The organism is Nocardiopsis moroccensis, from assembly GCF_055763695.1.
This window is the reverse complement of the sequence record NZ_CP199747.1, coordinates 1,121,296-1,138,806: the sequence shown is the minus strand read 5'-3', so window position 1 is coordinate 1,138,806 and position 17,511 is coordinate 1,121,296. Positions and strand designations below refer to the sequence as shown.

The window sequence follows — 17,511 nt, the reverse complement described above, 5'->3', positions numbered from 1 at the left end:
AAATCAGACCGTGTCGGTATGAACCCGTAACGTGATGCGGGGCACAGAAAAGCGGCCCCGCCGAAGCGGAGCCGCTCTCGTCGTCCAGGGACCTACTCGATGCCGTGCTTGCGCAACAGCGCCTCGATGTCCTCGAGGTCCTCGTCCCCGCCGGTCTTCTTGCCCTGCTTGGGCTGGTCACCCTGCTTGGGCTGGGCCCCTCCCACCTGCCCGGCGGCGGGCCGCGCGGGCTCCGCGGCGGCGGGTGCGTCCGTGCCCTGCGCCCTGGCCTGGGCCTTGTCCTGCGGCCTCGCACCCGGCTTGACCCCGATGCCCCTGGACTTCATGAAGCCCGAGACGACGTACAGGACCACCATCAGTACCGCGAGCGCCAGCCCCACCCACGACTGCAGCTTGAAGGCCATCGTCAGCAGGATCCCGAGGACCCCCAGGACGAACTCCATCACGACGTCCATCAGCATGAGGAGTCCGGCGACCAGGGGCAGCAGCGACCAGGCCACACCGCGCAGACCGTAGGCAGCGCCCTTCCTGCGCCACAGGAAGTAGGAGATGACGAAGCCGACCACCGCCAGGGCCGCCCCCAGCCCCACGCCGACGTTTTCACTCAGAGTCTCAGGCATGCGACCAGTCTCCCATCCGGCGCCCGAACACACATCCGGCCGATCCCCTAGGGCGATTCACCCAGCGCGACGGCTCGGGCGCCACGTCCCTCTCCCCCACGCTACCCACCGGAGTGCCCGGCACAAGGACCTCAGCGGCCGGCGACCAACGACTCCAACCAGTCCAGGTCGACACCGACCAGGCTGTCCCGGAAGACCACACCCGCGCGGGGCGGAATCTCCACGTGGTTGGGCACCGCGACCGTGACACAGCCGGCGTCGGCGGCGGAGGCCACACCGACCACCGAGTCCTCGACCGCCACACAGCGCTCCGGCGCCACACCCAGACGGCGGGCGGCCCTGAGGTAGGGGTCGGGGTGCGGCTTGTTCGCGTCCACCTCGTCCCCGGCGACCGAGTCGACGAAGGCGTCCAGACCGATACCCGAGATCGCCGTCTCCACCAGCGCGCGCTCCGTCGAGGTCACCAGGACCAGCGGGACCCCGGCCCGGGACAGCGACGACACCAGCTCCCTGGCTCCGGGACGCACCTCGGCACCGCCCTCCAGCTTGGCGAGGAAACGGGCGTACAGCATGTCCGCCACCTGCCGCGGGGTGAGGTGGTCGGCCCCGGTCAGCTCGATGATGTACCGGCCCACCGGCTCGGCCGCGTTGCCGACGTTGACCCGGTGGTCCTCGGCGGTCCACACCCCGCCCAGCTCGGCGACCAGCTCGGCCTCGGCCTCCCCCCAGAGGTGTTCGCTCTCGATGAGGGTGCCGTCCATGTCGAACAGCACCGCCTGGAGGCGGCGCTCCCCTTCGACACCGGCCTCGGGCAGTTCGGAACTCACAGTGCTCAATTGGCTCATCTCGAATCGTGGCAGGGGTGGTCCCCACAGGGGGAGGCCCCACCGGCGACGGGCACCGGTGGGGCCTCCACGACCTCGGGGCTGGTCAGACGTTGAAGTATGTCGCCTCGGGGTGATGGATGACGATCGCGTCGGTGGCCTGCTCGGGAACAAGCTGGAACTCCTCGGACAACGACACCCCCACCCGCTCCGGCTCCAGCAGCTTCATGATCTTGGCCCGGTCCTCCAGGTCGGGGCAGGCGCCGTAGCCCAGGGAGAAGCGGGCGCCCCGGTAGCCGAGCTTGAAGAAGGCGTCCAGCTCGGCGGGGTCCTCCCCCGCGAAGCCCAGCTCGGCGCGGACCCGGGTGTGCCAGTACTCGGCCAGGGCCTCGGTCAGCTGCACGGACAGTCCGTGCAGTTCGAGGTAGTCGCGGTAGGCGTTCCGCTCGAACAGCTCCGCGGTGGCCCGGCTGATCGCCGCGCCCACCGTCACCACCTGGAAGGAGACCACGTCCAGCTCCCCGGACTCCTTGGGCCGGAAGAAGTCGGACAGGCACAGGTGCCGGTCGCGGCGCTGGCGCGGGAAGGTGAAGCGGGTACGTTCGGTGCTCCCGTCCTCGTCCAGCACGACCAGGTCGTCGCCCTCGCTGTAGCAGGGGTAGTGGCCGTGCACGACCGCGGCCTCCAGCAGGCCCTCGGTCTGGATCCGGTCCAGCCACATCCGCATCCGCGGACGGCCCTCGGTCTCCACCAGCTCCTCGTAGGTGGGGCCGTTGCCGCCACGGGAGGCCTTGAGGCCCCACTGCCCCATGAAGGTGGCGCGCTCGTCGAGGAAGGCGGAGTATTCGGCCAGCGGGATGCCCTTGCTGATCCGGTCACCCCAGAACGGCGGGACGGGCACCCGGTTGGTGGTGGACACGTCGCTGCGGGCGGGCATCTCCTCGGGCTCGGTGACCTTGAGGGTGGCGCCCCGCCTGACCTTGCGCTGGCGCAGTTCGGGAAGTTTGGCGCCCTCCTCACCGCGCTTGACCGCCATGAAGGTGTCCATCAGGCGCAGGCCCTCGAAGGCGTCCTTGGCGTAGCGCACGTGGCCGCCGAACATGTCGGCCAGGTCCTGCTCCACGTAGGAGCGGGTGAGCGCGGCGCCGCCCAGGAGCACCGGGAAGCGCTCGGAGATACCGCGGGAGTTCATCTCCTCCAGGTTCTCCTTCATGATCACCGTGGACTTGACCAGCAGACCGGACATACCGATCACGTCGGCCCGCTTCTCCTCGGCGGCCTCCAGGATCGCCGACACCGGCTGCTTGATACCGAGGTTGACGACCTCGTAACCGTTGTTGGACAGGATGATGTCGACGAGGTTCTTGCCGATGTCGTGCACGTCGCCCTTGACGGTGGCGAGCACGATCCGGCCCTTGCCGTCGTCGTCGGTCTTCTCCATGTGCGGTTCGAGGTAGGCGACCGCGCCCTTCATGACCTCGGCGGACTTGAGGACGAACGGCAACTGCATCTGACCGGAGCCGAACAGCTCGCCGACGGTCTTCATCCCCGCCAGGAGGGTGTCGTTGACGATGGCCAGGGCCGGGCGCTCGGCGAGCGCCGCGTCCAGGTCGGCCTCGATGCCGGTGAACTCGCCGTCGATGATCCGACGCTCCAGGCGCTCCCACAGCGGCAGGGCGGCCAGTTCCTCGGCGCGCGAGGCCCGCATCGCCTTGGCGTCGACCCCCTGGAACATGTCGATGAAGATCGACAGCGGATCGTAGCCGTCCTCGCGCCGGTCGTAGACCAGGTCGAGGGCGACCTTGCGCTGCTCCTCGGGGATCTGGTTGATCGGCACGATCTTGGAGGCGTGCACGATCGCCGAGTCCAGGCCCGCCTGGACCGCCTCGTGCAGGAACACCGAGTTGAGCACGATCCGGGCGGCCGGGTTGACGCCGAAGGAGAGGTTGGACAGGCCCAGGGTGGTCTGCACCTCGGGGTAGCGGGACTTGAGCTCGCGGATGGCGTTGAGGGTTTCGAGGCCGTCCCTGCGGGTCTCCTCCTGCCCCGTGGTGATGGGGAAGGTGAGGCAGTCGATGATGATGTCGCCGGTCCTGAGCCCCCAGCCACCGGTGATCTCGTCGATGAGGCGGCTGGCCACCCGCACCTTCCAGTCGGCGGTGCGGGCCTGGCCCTCCTCGTCGATGCACAGGCCGACGACGGCGGCCCCGTGCTCGGAGGCCAGCTCCATGATGCGGGTGAAGCGGGAGTCGGGGCCGTCGCCGTCCTCGTAGTTGACCGAGTTGAGCACCGCGCGGCCGCCCAGCGCCTCCAGCCCGGCCTCCAGGACGGGGGGCTCGGTGGAGTCGAGCATGATCGGCAGGGTGGAGGCGGTGGCGAACCGGGAGGCGAGTTCACGCATGTCGCGCACGCCGTCTCGGCCCACGTAGTCGATGTTGAGGTCGAGCAGGTGGGCGCCGTCACGGATCTGGTCCCGGGCCATCTCCACGCAGGTGTCCCAGTCCTCGGCCAGCATCGCCTCCCGGAACTTCTTGGAGCCGTTGGCGTTGGTGCGCTCGCCGACCGCCAGGTAGCTGGCGTCCTGGCGGAAGGGGACGCTCTGGTAGAGCGAGGAGGCGGAGGGCTCCACCAGCGGTTTGCGGTTCTTGATCCCGCGTCCCTGCACCCGCTCGACGACCTGGCGCAGGTGTTCGGGGGTGGTGCCGCAGCAGCCGCCGGCCAGGCTCAGGCCGAACTCGGAGGTGAAGGTGTCGTGGGCGTCGGCCAACTCCTCCGGGGAGAGGTTGTAGACCGCGCCCTCGGAACCCAGCTCGGGCAGGCCCGCGTTGGGCATGCAGGAGATCGGGACGGACGAGTGGTGCGACAGGTAGCGCAGGTGCTCGCTCATCTCGGCGGGGCCGGTGGAGCAGTTGAGTCCGATCACGTCGATGCCCAGCGGCTCCAGGGAGGTCAGCGCCGCACCGATCTCCGAACCCATGAGCATGGTGCCGTTGGTCTCGATGCTCACCTGGGCGATGATCGGCACGTCCCTGCCCAGCGCCTTGCGTGCGCGCTTGGCGCCGACCACGGCGGCCTTGACCTGTAGCAGGTCCTGGCAGGTCTCGATCAGGATGGCGTCAGCGCCGCCATCGATGAGACCGCGGTGGCACTGTTCGTAGTAGTCGCGCAGGTGCGCGTAGGCGGCGTGGCCCAGCGTGGGCAGCCGGGTTCCGGGGCCAACCGAGCCCAGGACGTAGCGGGGCTGTTCGGCGGTGGAGTAGGCGTCCGCGGTCTCGCGGGCGAGGCGCGCACCGGCCTCGGCGAGCTCGTAGGTGCGCTCCTCGATCCCGTACTCGAACAGGCCGCCGTAGTTGGCGGAGAAGGTGTTGGTCTCCACACAGTCGGAACCGACCTCGAAGAAGGCGGCGTGGATGTCCCGCACGATGTCGGGCCGGGTCAGGTTCAGGATGTCGTTGAGGCCCTCGTGTCCCTCGAACTGGTCGAGGTCGAGATCGTGCGCCTGCAACATGGTGCCCATCGCCCCGTCCGCAACGACCACGCGCTGGGACAGTGCTTCACGGAATGTCCGTCGATCTCTCATGTTCAGCAACTCTAGTCTCGGGGCGTGGTGGAACCCCAGTACGTCGCCGGTGACGAACGGCACTGGTACGGACCACGACGCGCTGCGGGTGGAAGCGGACGGGGACGTCGCTGTCCTGGTCAGTCGCTGGTCGCGAGGCTACCCCATCGACTGTTTCGCCACGTGAGACGGGTGTCCCAAAGTTATGAATGTTGCCTGAGGGGTCAGGCTTCCCGTAACGGTTTCCCGGCCGTGGCGGCACCCCATAGGGTGGTGTGCGTCCACGTCCAGGAAGGGGCCGTCCATGATCCAGCTCGACCGAGAGCTCGTCGAGCCTGTGATGGTGGCGGCGTTCGAGGGGTGGAACGACGCCGGTGAGGCGGCGAGCCTCGCCGTGGAACACCTGTCCGAGAAGTGGGGCGCGCGGGAACTGTGCGCCCTGGCGCCGGACGACTACTACGACTTCCAGGTGACCCGGCCGCGCATGACCGTGGTCGACGGGCGGCTGACCGAGATGGACTGGCCCACCACCCGGGTGCGGGTGGCCCGTCCGCCCGGTTCCCGGCGCGACGTCGTCCTGGTGACCGGCCCCGAGCCGAACATGCGCTGGCGCTCCTACACCGCCGACCTGCTCGCGATCGCCCGGGAGCTGGGGGTCCGGCGCGCCGTGGTCCTGGGATCACTGCTGGCCGACGCACCGCACACCCGGCCCATCCCGGTGACCGGTATGTCCTCGCCGCTGGAGCTGGGCACCCGGTTCGGACTGGAGGCCGCCACGTACACGGGGCCGACCGGCATCGTCGGGGTCGTGCACGAGACGTTCAGCTCGGTGGGTATGGAGACGGTGTCGCTGTGGGCGGCCATCCCGCACTACGTGGCCCAGCCGCCCTGCCCGAAGGCGACCCTGGCCCTCCTGGGCTGGGTGCAGGACTTCCTGGGCGCGGAGGTCCCCCTGGGCGACCTGCCCGAGGAGTCCGTGTCCTGGGAGGCCAGTGTCAACGACCTCACCGCCGAGGACGAGGACATCGCCGCCTACGTGCGGGGCCTGGAGGAGGCCAAGGACACGGTGGACCTCCCCGAGGCGACCGGTGACGCCATCGCCCAGGAGTTCGAGCGCTACCTCCGCCGCCGCGACGACGGCTGAGGCTCCGCCGGAAGACCCCGGGTGTCCCAAAGATCCCGTCTGCCGTTACCTCACCTTTATGTCGCCTTGGCTACGTTGCGTGTGATGGCTCGCGGACCGGGGGGACTGAGCCAGGATTCCGGGGCGCGTGGTACGGGGGTACACGCGCCCCGGACGCGGATTCGTCGCGCCCCGGGGCCTGGGACGAGTACCCTTCCCGACCGCGCGGGCGGGGGTCGATGGGGCAAACGTGAGGATCGCCTTCGTCATCGCGAACGGCTACGCCATGGGCGGCACCGTCCGTACCGTCCACAACCTCGCCAGGGGGCTGTCGGACCGCCACGAGGTGGAGATCGTCAGCCTGGTACGCAGGCGGAAGAAACCCTTCTTCACCCCGGCCGACGGGGTACGTCTGGTGCCCCTGAGCGACTACACCGAGAACCCCGTGGTCGAACCCCCCGGAGAGCGGACCCTCGCCCGTTGGGACAGCAGGGCCAAGAAGATCGTGCCCTCGGCGGAGCGGCGCCGGAACAAGAACTTCACCCCCGAGGCGGTCACCGGGTTAAGACGTTACCTGCGCACCACCGAGGCGGACGTGGTGATCGGGACCCGTCCGGGGATCAACCTGCTCCTCGCCGCCTGGGCGCCCTCCCATGTGCTCACCATCGGTCAGGAGCACCTCAACCTGGCCGAGCACAAACCGGAAGTGCGCAAGGCGATCGCCCGCGCCTACCCGAGGCTCGGTGGTATGAGCGTGCTCACCGAGACCGACCGGGCCGCCTACGAGGAGCTGCTCGACACCCCCGAGGGCTGGCTGACCGCCCTGCCCAACGCCCTGGAACCGGGTGAGCCGCCCCGGTCCGCGCTGGACGAACCGGTGATCGCCGCCGCGGGGCGGTTCTCCCCCGTGAAGCAGTACCCGTTGCTGGTGGAGGCATTCGCCCACGTGGCCGCGGACCATCCGGAGTGGCGGCTGCACATCTACGGAGGAGGCGACCGGGACACCGAACTCCGCGAGACGGTGGAGAGGTTGGGCCTGACCGAACAGGTGAGTCTGAAGGGGCAGACCACCGACATGCTCGGCGAGCTCTCCAAGGCCTCCCTGCTGGCGGTGAGCTCCCGGGTGGAGGGCTTCGGGATGACCATCATCGAGTCCTTCTCCGTCGGCATCCCGGTGGTGAGCTTCGACTGTCCGCACGGCCCGAGGGAGATCATCGACCACGGTCGCAACGGCCTGCTCGTCCCGCCCCAGGACACCAAAGCCCTCGGCGAGGCCCTGTCCCGTCTGGTCTCGGACCGCGAGGAACGCCAACGGATGGGCGCGCAGGCCCTGGCCTCCGCGTCCGACTACCAGCTGGAGGACATCACCAAGCAGTGGGAGGAGTTCCTGGGGCATCGGCGGGCAGCCCTGCCACGCCCGGGTCTCCTCGCCCGTCTGCGCGGGTGAGCGTCCGCCGCGCGGAAGACGGGGTTCGTGTGCTGCGGTACTGACGCACAACCGCGGGGGCAGGGCCCGCAGTGGGCCCGCACCCCTGCCGCCTGCTCACAGACGCAGGTGCCGCCACTCCCCCGTGGCGAGGACGGCGGCCCAGGCTCCGGCGATGCGGGCCAGCCCCCGGCGCACCTCGTCGACGACGGCGGGTGCCAGGGGCGACTCCACCTGTTCGGCGGGTTCCAGGCGGACGGTGACGCGCAGGCCGTCCAGGACCTTCTGGGCGCGCCCGAGGGCCTCCGGGTCGGGCCCGGAGTCGCGGTCGAGCAGGGAACGGATGCCGTCGCGCAGGATGACGGCCTCGTCGAGGTCGGCGAGGGTGATGGGGATGGCCCCCTCGGTGACGAGACGGTGCTCCCGCAGGAATCGGGCGAGGTCGGCCCGGTCGGTGAGGACGCCGCCGGTGGAGACGAAGTCCGCGATGAGTTCCGCTGCGGCGCTCGGCCGGGTGGGGGTGCTGGTCGTGGTCGTGGTCATGGGCGACATCCCATCACGCCGCGCGCCCCGGTGGTGGTGATTCGGCGATGTCGTGGCCACAGGTGGTCACCGCGAACACGACACGAAGGTACGTATCGGAACTGTCGCACCAACAGACCCGCACACCCGCTCCCTCCCCGCCGCGCGCGGTCAGCCGGAGACGACCCGGCGGGCGTCCGCGCGGAGGCGCCCGCCGTCGGCCTCGGAAGGGTCTGCGGGACTGGCGTGGCGCCCGGGCGGCCGAGGACGGCGTGACTACACTCGTGCCCGCCCTCGGCCTGCTCTGGAGGAGGGCCGGACACCATCGCAGGAAGGTCAGTGCCATGACGTTCGTCCAGCCCCCGAAGGACCCGCTCCAGCGCGCACTGCTGCGCGCCCCGATCTGGATCTACCGGCTGGGCCTGGGCGACCTCCTGGGAGAACGGCTCGTACTGCTCACCCACAGGGGGCGGACCACCGGCGAGGCACGGCAGGCGGTCCTGGAGGTGGTGGGGCGCAACGACAACACCGGGGCGGTACTGGTGGCCTCAGGGTTCGGAAACCGTTCGCACTGGTTCCGCAACATCCTGGAGGAGCCGCGGGTGCTGTTCCAGATCGGCGGCCGGCGCCGGCGGGGCACCGCCGAGCCACTACCGCCGGAGGAGTCCGGGCAGGTGCTGGCGCACTACGCGCAGCGGCATCCGAGGGCCGCGTCCGCGCTGATGCGGGGGCTGGGCCATGACGTCGGAGGCGGCGTCCGGGCCTACGAGCGCATCGGGTCCGACCCCGTCAACGGGGTCCCCGTGGTGCGGCTGGTTCCGGACACACCCGAACCCGGTCTGCCCGACTTCTCCGCGTCCCGGGGCGCGAACGTGCCGCGGCCGAGGATCTGAGGACGGCGGTGGGCCGGGCAGGTGCCAGGCCCACCGCCGGATCAGTTCCGGGGAAGAATCCCTAGAGCTTGACGCCCAGCAGGGTGTCGACGGTGGCGCGGATCAGACCGGGGGCTTCGGTGTCGCCGCCGCCCTCGGCCAGCGCGACCCCGGCCCAGGCGTCCACGACGGCCAGCGCGGCCGGGGAGTCCAGATCCTCGGCGAGTGCGGCGCGCACCGCGGCCAGCACCGGAGCCGCGTCCGGGCCCGAGCCCAGGGCCGTCGCCGCACGCCAACGCCGGGCGCGCTCGTCGGCGGCGGGCAGCTCGGCGTCGGTCCACTCCCACGGGGAGCGGTAGTGGTGGCTGAGCATGGCCAGGCGGATGACGGCTGGGTCCACGCCCTGCTGGCGCAGCTTGGACACGAAGACGAGGTTGCCCAGTGACTTCGACATCTTCTCGCCGTTGAGGCCGACCATGCCCACGTGCAGGTGGTTGTGGGCGTTGGGGCCCCCGGTGGCGCAGCGGGTCTCGGCCGCACCCATCTCGTGGTGCGGGAAGACCAGGTCGTTGCCGCCGCCGTTGAGGTCGAAGGAGGGGCCGAGCCGGTCCAGGGCGATGGCGCTGCACTCGATGTGCCAGCCGGGTCGGCCGCGGCCCAGGGGGCTGTCCCACGCGGGTTCTCCGGGGCGCTCGGCGCGCCAGAGCAGCCAGTCCAGGGGGTCCTTCTTGTCGGTGCGCTGCGGGTCGCCGCCGCGCCGGCCGAAGAGGTCGAGCATCTCCTCGCGGCCGAGGTTGCTGATCTCGCCGAACTTCGGTGCCGCCGCGGCGGAGAAGTAGAGGTCGCCGTCGAGTTCGTAGGCGGCGCCGGTCTCCCGAATGCGGACGGCGAGTTCGCTGATCAGGTCGACGGACTCCACGACACCGACGTAGGAGGTCGGCGGGATGACCGACAGTGCGGCCATGTCCTCGCGGAAGACGTCGATCTCCCGGTGGGCGAGGTCGCGCCAGTCGACCCCCGTCGCCTCGGCCCGCTCCAGGAGCGGGTCGTCGATGTCGGTGGTGTTCTGAACGTAGTTGACCTCGTGCCCGGCGTCCCGCCACACCCGGTTGGCCAGGTCGAAGGTCAGGTAGGTGAAGGCGTGCCCGAGGTGGGCCGCGTCGTAGGGGGTGATACCGCAGGCGTACATCCCCGCGGTGGAGCCCGGCGTCGTCGTCCTTATCCGTCCGGTGGCGGTGTCGTGGACACGAAGGGGGCCGCCGGTACCCGGCAGGGGAACGATGTCAGGCGCAGACCATGAACGCATACCGCGAAGCCTATCCGCACGTGCACGGGGCAAACGCACTGAAAGCGGGTGGCGCGCCGGGTGATGATCACCCCAGAACGGGCGGGAATACCGGCCCGGCGGCCGGTGGCCGGCTCAGCGCCCCTGGGCTGCCAGACCGGTCCCGGCACGGCCGATGAGCAGGGCGCTCAGTAGCGCGGTCGCACCGCACAGTGCCGCCAGGAACTCGTTGCCCAGGCGCCAGTGCAGGAGTGCGCCGCTGAAGGAGACGACGTAGAGCAACCAGTACGCCCCGTTTTCGATGAGGTTGCCGTTACGGCCCATGGTGGTGCCCCCTGCTGTGTACGCGTGCGTTCCACGCGATCCGACGGCGAGTACGTCGTCTCTCTCAGAGACGCCGCGCTCACCCAGGGGGTTTACGAGTTCCTTGGGTCGTGACCCACCCGACAGCGGGCCTCCGGCCCGGCGCGCCCGTTCCGGGAGTGCGCCGCTCGGCCGAAGGCCCGCGAACCGGGGCTCGAAGTGCGGGGTGCGGGATCAGGGGTGCGCGGCGAGCTGGAGGTCGAGCAGGTCCAGGTCGGCGGAGGTCTGGGACGCGGGGTCGTCCATGACGGCGCGCAGGCGTCGGCGGACGGACGTGGCCTCGCTCCGGCGGGTGACCGGCTCGGCTACCAGTTGTCCCCTACCGGTGCGGGTACCGGTCGGTGTCCGCAGGGTCCAGCCGGTGCGGTCGGCGGAGAGCAGCAGCCCGAGGGATCCGTCCTCGTGCACCCGGACCCACTGCCCCACCAGGTCGGCGGGGTCGCGGAGGGGGCGGGTGCCGGGCGTGGAGGCGGATTGGGCGCTCATCATGGTGGTTCCTCGGTGGGTCGTCGAACTTCTTTCCTGGGTGAAACGTTCCTCCACCTCGCCTATGACGCGCTTTCGGAAAACTTCCGGAAAAAGCACCATCTCCTGCCACGACACGGTCCGCACGCCCCGAGCCCGAGCCCGCTACGGGAAGGTCGACCCGACTGTCCTGTGTCCCCGGAGCCAGGAGAGGACCATGCGTACCCACGACCGTTCGTGGACACGCACTGGCTGGCTGGTGAGGGTCCGGGGGCCGCGCTTGGGCGGGGCGGTTCCGCGGGTGTACGCGCACCCCGGACGTACGGCAGGATGGGGCCATGAACGACACCTCCCAGACCGAGGCCGGGGCCGAGTTCGGGCTGTTCGCCCCCGGGGACGACGAGCGCTTCCGGACCAACGCGCTGATCGCACTCGTGGCCTTCGCCTCCCTGTCCGCCCTCGGCGTGCTGGCCTTCGTCCTCTTCGCCTGATCCGTGCCGGGGTCGGCGGGTCGGCGTACCGATGGTGTGCAGGCACCAGGCGCCGTACTTCCCGGGGCACCGGGCCGTCTCCTGCTGTTCTGGCCCCCGTGCGTCACGAACGCTGCTGGGGCAGGGTCCCGTAGCTGTTCCGGTAGACCTTGCCGGGTCTGGGCCGGGTGAACTTCAACCCGGCCCAGACCTCGTCGACGCGCAGGCAGATGCTTTCGACCATCCCGAGGTCGTAACCGGTGGCGATGACGCTCTTCATGTCGAGGTCGGTGCCGTGGCGGCGCCCTTTGGGCCAGGAGACCCACAGCATCCCGCCCGGGGCCAGGTGGCCCCTGAGCTCGGTGAAGCCCGACCGCAGTTCCTGTCGACCGGTGGCGAACAGGTGCAGGTAGTCGAACGTCCCGGAGAGTGAGCCGGGCAGCTCCAGCTCAGGCAGCCGGAGTTCGGCGAGTGCCGTGTCGGGTGCACCGACCAGGTGGGCCCGGCTGCCCGCCCTGACTCCCATCTTCTGAGCTACGGTTCGCTGTGCCATGACCACGAAGTTAGACCAGAGCACCGACATCCCAGGGGCTCCCGGTTCGCGAGGAGGCCGTGGGAAGCGCGCCGCCCCGCCTGTCCGGATCGTCGGACGCCTGTGCAAACCTGGGCACAAGGTCCAGTACAACCGCGGCTCGCCCACAACTCGGTTGAGAAGGTTCGGGTGAGTGCGGCGCAGGAGACGCGAAAGCCCCCGCTGCGGCTCTGCGGCCGACCCGTGGTTCAGCAGGACTTCGCCATCCGTTCCGAACGAACCGAGACGAAGGTGCGCCGTGTACGAATACCGCAACGACCCCGAGGTCACCTACACCATCCGTATCGACCGTCCTGACGGGGCCCCGTCGGACGAGGTGCGCATGACGGTGGGCACGAACAGCATCAGCGAGCATCTGGACGAGGCCGCACAGGCGTTCTTCACCGTGCTCGCTGAGCACTACGACGTCAAGGTCACCCAGAGCGTGCGCGCCACCGGCACCCGCCCCGGCCTGGTGTTCCCCGCCGAGTAACCGCCCCTCACCGGCGACAGAGGATCCCGGGCACGAGGACAGCGGCCTGGAGCCCTGGCGAGTACGGCCAGGCGCGAGCCCACGGGAGCTCCTTCCGGCCCCGGGCCGCCCGAGGTACAGTGTGGCCCGGATGAGTACGTGGAAGGCCCCGACAGGATGCCTGTCGGGGCCTCTCTGCTGCCTGGGGTCCACCCGTGGCGGACGGCCCCGAGAAGCGCCTCCCACTCTCTCCCCGGAACGAGGAAATATCCGTGCTCGGGATTCATGGAGTCGCGGACGGCAGCATCTCCGCCAGGCACGTCAGCGACCTCCACGCAGTTCGAGGGGTTGCTGTACGAGGACTTGCGGAACTTCAGGACCTCGGTGATTGAGTACATGGTCGTGGCTTTCTAAGCGGATAGTGATCGCAGGTATGCGGGCACGTCGTCGGGATCGAGCGCTTTGGCGAGCAATCGGTCAAAGCACTGCCGGTACCGAGTAATCTCTGCCGGCTTCTCCAGGTACAACTGATCTTTGAGGTGGGTCTTGACGGAAGCGGGCTCCTGTCGTGTCATAAGGCATGGAGGTCCCCCCGAACCCTCGCACCCTGGACGAACTCCACGACCGTCGAATGCTCGCCGCTGCCCTGTTCGAGGCCGGTGAGCACTCCCAAGCCCAGATCGCCCGCATGCTCGGCGCCTCGCGCCAGGCCGTCCACCAGTGGCACAAGGCCTGGACCCAGGGCGGCACCAGCGCCCTGGCCCCCGGCCAGCAGGGAGCCGACACCCTGCTGGCCCCCGCGCAAGAGCGTGAGCTGGTGTCCCTGATCGCCCAGGGCCCCGGCGCCCACGGGTGGCAGGACCAGCAGTGGACCCTGGCCCGGATCAACCGTGTGATCGAGGAGCGCTTCGGCGTCTCCTACGCCGACCCCTCCGGGGTCTGGCGGATGCTGGACCGTCTCGGACTGTCCTGGCAGGTACCCGCCGTTCGGGCCGCCGAGCGAGACGAGGAGGACATCGCGGCTTGGCGCACCCAGGTGTGGCCGCGGGTCAAAAGAACAAGCGCACCGGTGCGGGGCGTGGATCGTCTTCGCTGATGAGACCGGTGCGAGCACCGATCCTCCGGTGCGGCGCACCTGGGGCAAGCGTGGCCAGACCCCGCTGATCGCGGTGTCCCGTAAGCGGCGTCAGAGGATGAACGCCAGCGGGTGGCTGTGCGTCGACCCCGCCCAGGGCCGGGTGCGCCTGGTGTACACCGCCCAACGCGACTCCATCACCCAGTACGACCTGCCCGACCTGATCTCCAGAGTCCACTCCCAGCTCGGAGCACCTGTGGTGCTGGTGTGGGACAACCACTCCTCGCACACCGCCCGGTGGGTGAGCCGGGAGCTGGCCGACCGTCCGTGGCTGAGCGTGGTCCGCCTGCCCAAGTACGCGCCCGAGTTGAACCCGGTCGAGACACTGTGGTCACACCTGAAGGCTCACCTGGCCAACCGGGCGTTTCGGAGTCTGGACGAGCTGGAGAAGGTGATGCGGTCTCATCTGCGCTCGGTCCAACGCCGACCGGGCTTGCTGCGCGGATTCATCCGATCGGTCGGGTTGGACCCCGACCCCATTCTGTCAAGCACCTAATCAAAGATCAGAAGCCGTCTGTGTTCGTCTCCAGGAACACGAGCGACGACGCGGACTCGTAGTCCAAGATCGAGAACGGACCACCCATCCCGGCGTGGAGACCCGCAGCGATGGGAAGCACCTGGAGGGTGACCGAGTGCGACCATGAGCAAGCCAGGGAATCCTACTTCCTGCCTCCTGACAGCCCGGGGTACAGTAAAACCGGGATAATGCTTCTGGTGAGCATTCGAGAAGGCCCCGACCAACACGGTCGGGGCCTTCGTCGTTCGTCAACTACTGGCGGGCGGCGGTGCGCAGCAGCGCAGTCCACTCCGTGCCGGGGAACATGAGATGCCCGAGGCCCCTGTTCTGGGTGTCACGCACGGCGGCACCGGACGGGAGGTCTGCGACCTCCACACAGTCCTGCCCTTTCGCCGAACTGTAGGACGACTTGCGGAAGCGCAGGTGGGATTCACTGGTGAACATTGTGTCCTCTAGTCGAGCTGGTCTAGCCGATGCTGGATCCATGCCCGGGAGTCCTCCACACTGAGCGCGGCCGCCCGCACGTGGTCCAACACCGTCTCGTAGAGCGTAATCTGCTCCGGATCCTCCACAAGCAGGCCGGAGCCACCCGTCTGCTCGGCGTACACGGCGGACGGATCGTCCGGGAAGTCAAGGATGACGAAGGACCCGTCCATCCCAGCATGCGGACCCACCGCATCCGGCAGGACCTGGATGCGCAGGGACGGCCGCTGCACGGCGAGCAGATACCGGATTTGATCGGCCGCAACCTCAGGCGGAAGTTTGCGGAACGCCGTTTCGTCAACGATCGCCCACAAACGCGGGGCGTCCGCCCGAGCGAGAATGTGCTGCCGCATCATCCGCACTTCGACGCGACGGTCGACCTCTTCCTCATCGGTGACGCCACCGGCTCGGATCATCGCGCGGGCGTACCCCTCGGTCTGGAGCAGACCCGGAAGGTGTTGCACCTGGTATGTGCGGATCCGGCTGGCCTCGGTCTCCAGGTCGATGTAGGTCCCGGCACCCAGGATGTCCCGATACCCGAACCACCATCCGCTCTTGGCGGCCTCGCGAGCCAGCTTGCGGTAAGCCTCCCGCTCGTCGGTGTCGGTCACACCGTAGACGTCGAGGAGAACCTGAAGGTCTGCGTCCCGGACGCGCAAGATCTTCCGTGTCTCGATGCGCGTGATCTTGGCTTCGAACCAGCTTTTCTCCGGCGCGCGCTTCTTGGCTTCGGCCGCGGCCTGCTTCGCCGTGAGCCCTGCTTCTTCACGCAGCCGGAGCAGCCGGCGGGCGAGGCGTCGCCGTCGAAGGGTCGGACTGGCTGCCACGTCGTCGCTCCTCCGTGGAGTGGGTTGACCTGCTGAGCCTACGCTCCGCATCGATTTTTCAGACATTCCACGCGTCCTTCGCTTCTAACAGTCTGTCGCGGCTTAAATCGTCGAACGCGCTTAGAAGCGAATCTTGCGGTTTTGAAAGTCTTGGGTCACGAGGGGAGCTCACCAGAAGTCGCCGGACCTCCCATCCGGCACCTGACGAAGGAGCAGCGCCATGCAGCGATGCCTGAACCTGTCCGAGCCGGCGCACGTGCGCCGGCTCGCCTCCGAGACCATGCGCCGCCGTCGCCCCCGCCGAGCCGAACGTGTGCGCGCCTACGCCGCCAAGCCGCGCGCCCTCTCCGGGGGCCGGTCGCCGCGCCGGCCCCGTCCGCCGCTGGTTCCCTCACCCCGGAGGCCGTTGGACACCGCTCCCCCGGACGTCCTGCACGCTGTCCTGGCCGGGCTGCACCGGCTGGGGGTGTCCCTCTGATGTTGGACACGCACACCTGTGACCTGCTGGCCGCCGCCGAGGAGGCCCTGCACCCGCCCGCTCACCTGCCCCCGCGCCTGAGGGGCCGGTGGCACTCCCGCACCCTGCGCCACCGTCTCCCCCTGGTCCGCGAAGCCCTGCGGATCGCACACCGGGACGGCGACCTCGAACTGGCCACCCACCTGATCGACCAGGCCGTCACCGACCACCCCACCACCTCCGCCTCCTGGAGTGCGGCGGCACGCACCTGGACGCGGACTCGGCTCAGGCCCCGGGACAACCCACGCCACCGCTCCCTGGCAGCATGGCTGGACTCCCGGAGCCGGAGGTGGACCAGGTGAGCAACGAACTCCCCTTTCCCGAACGGGTCCTGTGCGACCTGCTGCACCGCCACTGGCGGATGACCATCGAAGGCCAGGGGCCCAACGCCAGGTTCGTGGCCCACCGGCCGATCGGCTGGACCGGAGAGGGGGACCCCTTCGAGCGGATCATTGCCCCCACCCGCACCGAGCTCCTCCGCCTGCTCGCCCACCGCCACCTCGGGACCGCCAGGACCACGCTCGAAGTCCGCCCCGCGCCCGACCCGGATCCGCCCTCGCCCGCCCGCTGACCCACGATCCGACAACCTTCGAACCCCGCGCGCCCGCTGAGGCCCCCTTTTGCACCGGCAAGCCCGGCGGGCGCGCGGCCAGCATGGCCGAAATCATCCAGGTGGACTACGACCCGTTACCCGGTCACGAACCGACCGGAGTCGTGGCCACCCGTCGTCGACGCAAGCCAACGCTTACACACACATGGCCAGCGAATCGGGTACCAGAATCCGTGGCATCGACGCGTTCACTCCCACCAGCGCCAACCGCCGCCTGATGCAGTGGGCGCCCGTTCGCGACCTGGAAAAATTAACCGAAGCAACATTAAAGAAATTGAATGCACTTTCAAACACACGAGGACAAACGGGGCAACTTGGCCAAAGTATTCAGCGGCATTTTGCTTGACTGTCGTTGTGTGGCCTGGATAAAGTCTTGATGTCTCATTCACTCAAAATGAAAGAGAAATCTTGAAGCGATCATTGATGGTGCTTCTTGCTGCGCTGCCCCCGCGGCAGCCGTCGCACAGGCGAAGGAGGATGGACAGGAGGCTTCCGTGGAGGTCACCATCTACGACAATGGGCACATTTTCGAGACCGGAAGCAAGACCGAGCACATGGCCGGAGAAACATCGACCAAGCTCTCCAACGGTCTGCTTTCCGTTCGGGCCAACAACTGCAACTACGTTCGAGTGAGCTACGTCAAGCACTCCGGAACACGCATTGACCTGCAGTTCGGATGGTTCTCGGGAAACGCCGGGGAAATCAGTGGCACAAAGCGCAACATTTCACCCGAGGACACTGTGAGTGAGACCTGGAGCCAGGTTCGGATACCCAGAAAAGTTGTCGGATACATGGAAGTCGAGGACCAGGGAAGGTACCAGACCCCTCCGGTGTCCTGCGACTGAGAAGC

General features: G+C 68.9%; 24 protein-coding genes. 12 read left to right on the top strand and 12 right to left on the bottom strand.

The window, feature by feature from the left end; all coding sequences use genetic code 11:
- Positions 1-92: 92 nt before the first annotated feature.
- From ACUKCB_RS04755 to metH, 3 genes are all read right to left on the bottom strand, one after another.
- Positions 93-620 (bottom strand): cellulose synthase, encoded by a 528-nt coding sequence (locus ACUKCB_RS04755; RefSeq protein ID WP_473039231.1) that lies wholly within the window; start codon positions 618-620, stop codon positions 93-95.
- Positions 621-751: 131 nt separating this feature from the next.
- Positions 752-1,465, bottom strand: a complete 714-nt coding sequence (locus ACUKCB_RS04750) for an HAD family hydrolase (protein ID WP_473039230.1) — start codon at positions 1,463-1,465, stop codon at positions 752-754.
- Positions 1,466-1,550: 85 nt separating this feature from the next.
- Positions 1,551-5,024, bottom strand: a complete 3,474-nt coding sequence (metH, locus tag ACUKCB_RS04745) for a methionine synthase (RefSeq protein ID WP_473039229.1) — start codon at positions 5,022-5,024, stop codon at positions 1,551-1,553.
- A 283-nt stretch (positions 5,025-5,307) separates the two neighbouring features.
- Here metH and ACUKCB_RS04740 point away from each other — a divergent pair, with 283 nt between their 5' ends.
- Together ACUKCB_RS04740 and ACUKCB_RS04735 are read left to right on the top strand one after the other, a co-directional pair.
- A complete protein-coding gene (locus ACUKCB_RS04740) occupies positions 5,308-6,147 on the top strand; it encodes a PAC2 family protein (protein WP_473039228.1) in 840 nt (279 codons plus the stop codon).
- Positions 6,148-6,376: 229 nt separating this feature from the next.
- The gene (locus ACUKCB_RS04735) at positions 6,377-7,573 is read left to right on the top strand and encodes a glycosyltransferase family 4 protein (protein ID WP_473039227.1); all 1,197 of its coding nucleotides are present in this window, start codon (positions 6,377-6,379) and stop codon (positions 7,571-7,573) included.
- A gap of 96 nt (positions 7,574-7,669) precedes the next feature.
- On the opposite strand, the gene ACUKCB_RS04730 is transcribed toward ACUKCB_RS04735, so the two are convergent.
- On the bottom strand, positions 7,670-8,095 hold the full coding sequence (locus tag ACUKCB_RS04730; protein ID WP_473039226.1) for an ABATE domain-containing protein: 426 nt from the start codon (positions 8,093-8,095) through the stop codon (positions 7,670-7,672).
- 323 nt (positions 8,096-8,418) lie between these two features.
- Here ACUKCB_RS04730 and ACUKCB_RS04725 point away from each other — a divergent pair, with 323 nt between their 5' ends.
- A complete protein-coding gene (locus tag ACUKCB_RS04725; protein ID WP_473040923.1) occupies positions 8,419-8,967 on the top strand; it encodes a nitroreductase family deazaflavin-dependent oxidoreductase in 549 nt (182 codons plus the stop codon).
- Between the two features lie 61 nt (positions 8,968-9,028).
- On the opposite strand, the gene mshC is transcribed toward ACUKCB_RS04725, so the two are convergent.
- From mshC to ACUKCB_RS04710, 3 genes are all read right to left on the bottom strand, one after another.
- Complete coding sequence (mshC, locus tag ACUKCB_RS04720; protein ID WP_473039225.1) at positions 9,029-10,252, bottom strand: cysteine--1-D-myo-inosityl 2-amino-2-deoxy-alpha-D-glucopyranoside ligase; 1,224 nt, start codon at positions 10,250-10,252, stop codon at positions 9,029-9,031.
- 114 nt (positions 10,253-10,366) lie between these two features.
- Positions 10,367-10,555: a hypothetical protein gene (locus ACUKCB_RS04715; protein WP_473039224.1), complete on the bottom strand. Its 189-nt coding sequence runs from the start codon at positions 10,553-10,555 to the stop codon at positions 10,367-10,369.
- A gap of 213 nt (positions 10,556-10,768) precedes the next feature.
- Complete coding sequence (locus ACUKCB_RS04710) at positions 10,769-11,080, bottom strand: hypothetical protein (RefSeq protein ID WP_473039223.1); 312 nt, start codon at positions 11,078-11,080, stop codon at positions 10,769-10,771.
- Between the two features lie 317 nt (positions 11,081-11,397).
- On the opposite strand from ACUKCB_RS04710, the gene ACUKCB_RS04705 reads away from it, so the two are divergent.
- On the top strand, positions 11,398-11,550 hold the full coding sequence (locus tag ACUKCB_RS04705; RefSeq protein WP_473039222.1) for a hypothetical protein: 153 nt from the start codon (positions 11,398-11,400) through the stop codon (positions 11,548-11,550).
- 103 nt (positions 11,551-11,653) lie between these two features.
- On the opposite strand, the gene ACUKCB_RS04700 is transcribed toward ACUKCB_RS04705, so the two are convergent.
- Entirely contained in the window at positions 11,654-12,082 is a 429-nt protein-coding gene (locus tag ACUKCB_RS04700) for a hypothetical protein (protein ID WP_473039221.1), read from the bottom strand.
- A gap of 277 nt (positions 12,083-12,359) precedes the next feature.
- On the opposite strand from ACUKCB_RS04700, the gene ACUKCB_RS04695 reads away from it, so the two are divergent.
- The gene (locus tag ACUKCB_RS04695; protein WP_473039220.1) at positions 12,360-12,593 is read left to right on the top strand and encodes a hypothetical protein; all 234 of its coding nucleotides are present in this window, start codon (positions 12,360-12,362) and stop codon (positions 12,591-12,593) included.
- Here ACUKCB_RS04695 and ACUKCB_RS04690 read toward each other — a convergent pair.
- Positions 12,521-12,970 carry a DUF397 domain-containing protein gene (locus ACUKCB_RS04690; RefSeq protein ID WP_473039219.1) on the bottom strand — a complete coding sequence of 150 codons (450 nt, stop codon included), beginning with the start codon at positions 12,968-12,970 and terminating at the stop codon, positions 12,521-12,523. The two genes, ACUKCB_RS04695 and ACUKCB_RS04690, sit on opposite strands and share 73 nt — an antisense overlap.
- 182 nt (positions 12,971-13,152) lie before the next feature.
- Between ACUKCB_RS04690 and ACUKCB_RS04685 the strand changes: the two genes are divergently transcribed.
- Complete coding sequence (locus ACUKCB_RS04685) at positions 13,153-13,668, top strand: winged helix-turn-helix domain-containing protein (protein WP_473036174.1); 516 nt, start codon at positions 13,153-13,155, stop codon at positions 13,666-13,668.
- A 28-nt stretch (positions 13,669-13,696) separates the two neighbouring features.
- Entirely contained in the window at positions 13,697-14,203 is a 507-nt protein-coding gene (locus tag ACUKCB_RS04680; protein ID WP_473036173.1) for a transposase, read from the top strand.
- A gap of 7 nt (positions 14,204-14,210) precedes the next feature.
- Here ACUKCB_RS04680 and ACUKCB_RS04675 read toward each other — a convergent pair whose 3' ends face one another.
- From ACUKCB_RS04675 to ACUKCB_RS04665, 3 genes are all read right to left on the bottom strand, one after another.
- Positions 14,211-14,360 (bottom strand): Scr1 family TA system antitoxin-like transcriptional regulator, encoded by a 150-nt coding sequence (locus tag ACUKCB_RS04675; protein WP_473040922.1) that lies wholly within the window; start codon positions 14,358-14,360, stop codon positions 14,211-14,213.
- 116 nt (positions 14,361-14,476) lie between these two features.
- The gene (locus ACUKCB_RS04670; protein WP_191269134.1) at positions 14,477-14,668 is read right to left on the bottom strand and encodes a DUF397 domain-containing protein; all 192 of its coding nucleotides are present in this window, start codon (positions 14,666-14,668) and stop codon (positions 14,477-14,479) included.
- A gap of 8 nt (positions 14,669-14,676) precedes the next feature.
- Positions 14,677-15,534 carry a DUF5753 domain-containing protein gene (locus ACUKCB_RS04665; RefSeq protein ID WP_473039218.1) on the bottom strand — a complete coding sequence of 286 codons (858 nt, stop codon included), beginning with the start codon at positions 15,532-15,534 and terminating at the stop codon, positions 14,677-14,679.
- A 220-nt stretch (positions 15,535-15,754) separates the two neighbouring features.
- Between ACUKCB_RS04665 and ACUKCB_RS04660 the strand changes: the two genes are divergently transcribed.
- From ACUKCB_RS04660 to ACUKCB_RS04640, 5 genes are all read left to right on the top strand, one after another.
- A complete protein-coding gene (locus ACUKCB_RS04660) occupies positions 15,755-16,012 on the top strand; it encodes a hypothetical protein (RefSeq protein ID WP_473039217.1) in 258 nt (85 codons plus the stop codon).
- A complete protein-coding gene (locus tag ACUKCB_RS04655) occupies positions 16,012-16,353 on the top strand; it encodes a hypothetical protein (protein WP_473039216.1) in 342 nt (113 codons plus the stop codon). Before ACUKCB_RS04660 ends, ACUKCB_RS04655 begins: the two co-directional genes overlap by 1 nt.
- On the top strand, positions 16,350-16,622 hold the full coding sequence (locus tag ACUKCB_RS04650) for a hypothetical protein (protein WP_473039215.1): 273 nt from the start codon (positions 16,350-16,352) through the stop codon (positions 16,620-16,622). The genes ACUKCB_RS04655 and ACUKCB_RS04650 overlap by 4 nt, the downstream gene beginning before the upstream one ends.
- 184 nt (positions 16,623-16,806) lie before the next feature.
- Positions 16,807-17,007, top strand: a complete 201-nt coding sequence (locus ACUKCB_RS04645) for a hypothetical protein (protein WP_473039214.1) — start codon at positions 16,807-16,809, stop codon at positions 17,005-17,007.
- A 148-nt stretch (positions 17,008-17,155) separates the two neighbouring features.
- Entirely contained in the window at positions 17,156-17,506 is a 351-nt protein-coding gene (locus ACUKCB_RS04640) for a hypothetical protein (RefSeq protein ID WP_473039213.1), read from the top strand.
- Positions 17,507-17,511 lie beyond the last annotated feature (5 nt).

What these genes read in the sequence shown, in the direction of transcription:
- ACUKCB_RS04690 (WP_473039219.1), bottom strand. Translation starts at nt 12,970, where the DNA reads ATGTACTCAATCACCGAGGTCCTGAAGTTCCGCAAGTCCTCGTACAGC.
- ACUKCB_RS04655 (WP_473039216.1), top strand. Translation starts at nt 16,012, where the DNA reads ATGTTGGACACGCACACCTGTGACCTGCTGGCCGCCGCCGAGGAGGCC.
- ACUKCB_RS04730 (WP_473039226.1), bottom strand. Translation starts at nt 8,095, where the DNA reads ATGACCACGACCACGACCAGCACCCCCACCCGGCCGAGCGCCGCAGCG.
- ACUKCB_RS04715 (WP_473039224.1), bottom strand. Translation starts at nt 10,555, where the DNA reads ATGGGCCGTAACGGCAACCTCATCGAAAACGGGGCGTACTGGTTGCTC.
- metH (WP_473039229.1), bottom strand. Translation starts at nt 5,024, where the DNA reads ATGAGAGATCGACGGACATTCCGTGAAGCACTGTCCCAGCGCGTGGTC.
- ACUKCB_RS04740 (WP_473039228.1), top strand. Translation starts at nt 5,308, where the DNA reads ATGATCCAGCTCGACCGAGAGCTCGTCGAGCCTGTGATGGTGGCGGCG.
- ACUKCB_RS04660 (WP_473039217.1), top strand. Translation starts at nt 15,755, where the DNA reads ATGCAGCGATGCCTGAACCTGTCCGAGCCGGCGCACGTGCGCCGGCTC.
- ACUKCB_RS04670 (WP_191269134.1), bottom strand. Translation starts at nt 14,668, where the DNA reads ATGTTCACCAGTGAATCCCACCTGCGCTTCCGCAAGTCGTCCTACAGT.
- ACUKCB_RS04645 (WP_473039214.1), top strand. Translation starts at nt 16,807, where the DNA reads ATGGCCAGCGAATCGGGTACCAGAATCCGTGGCATCGACGCGTTCACT.
- ACUKCB_RS04755 (WP_473039231.1), bottom strand. Translation starts at nt 620, where the DNA reads ATGCCTGAGACTCTGAGTGAAAACGTCGGCGTGGGGCTGGGGGCGGCC.
- ACUKCB_RS04685 (WP_473036174.1), top strand. Translation starts at nt 13,153, where the DNA reads ATGGAGGTCCCCCCGAACCCTCGCACCCTGGACGAACTCCACGACCGT.
- ACUKCB_RS04710 (WP_473039223.1), bottom strand. Translation starts at nt 11,080, where the DNA reads ATGAGCGCCCAATCCGCCTCCACGCCCGGCACCCGCCCCCTCCGCGAC.
- ACUKCB_RS04705 (WP_473039222.1), top strand. Translation starts at nt 11,398, where the DNA reads ATGAACGACACCTCCCAGACCGAGGCCGGGGCCGAGTTCGGGCTGTTC.
- mshC (WP_473039225.1), bottom strand. Translation starts at nt 10,252, where the DNA reads ATGCGTTCATGGTCTGCGCCTGACATCGTTCCCCTGCCGGGTACCGGC.
- ACUKCB_RS04750 (WP_473039230.1), bottom strand. Translation starts at nt 1,465, where the DNA reads ATGAGCCAATTGAGCACTGTGAGTTCCGAACTGCCCGAGGCCGGTGTC.
- ACUKCB_RS04700 (WP_473039221.1), bottom strand. Translation starts at nt 12,082, where the DNA reads ATGGCACAGCGAACCGTAGCTCAGAAGATGGGAGTCAGGGCGGGCAGC.
- ACUKCB_RS04725 (WP_473040923.1), top strand. Translation starts at nt 8,419, where the DNA reads ATGACGTTCGTCCAGCCCCCGAAGGACCCGCTCCAGCGCGCACTGCTG.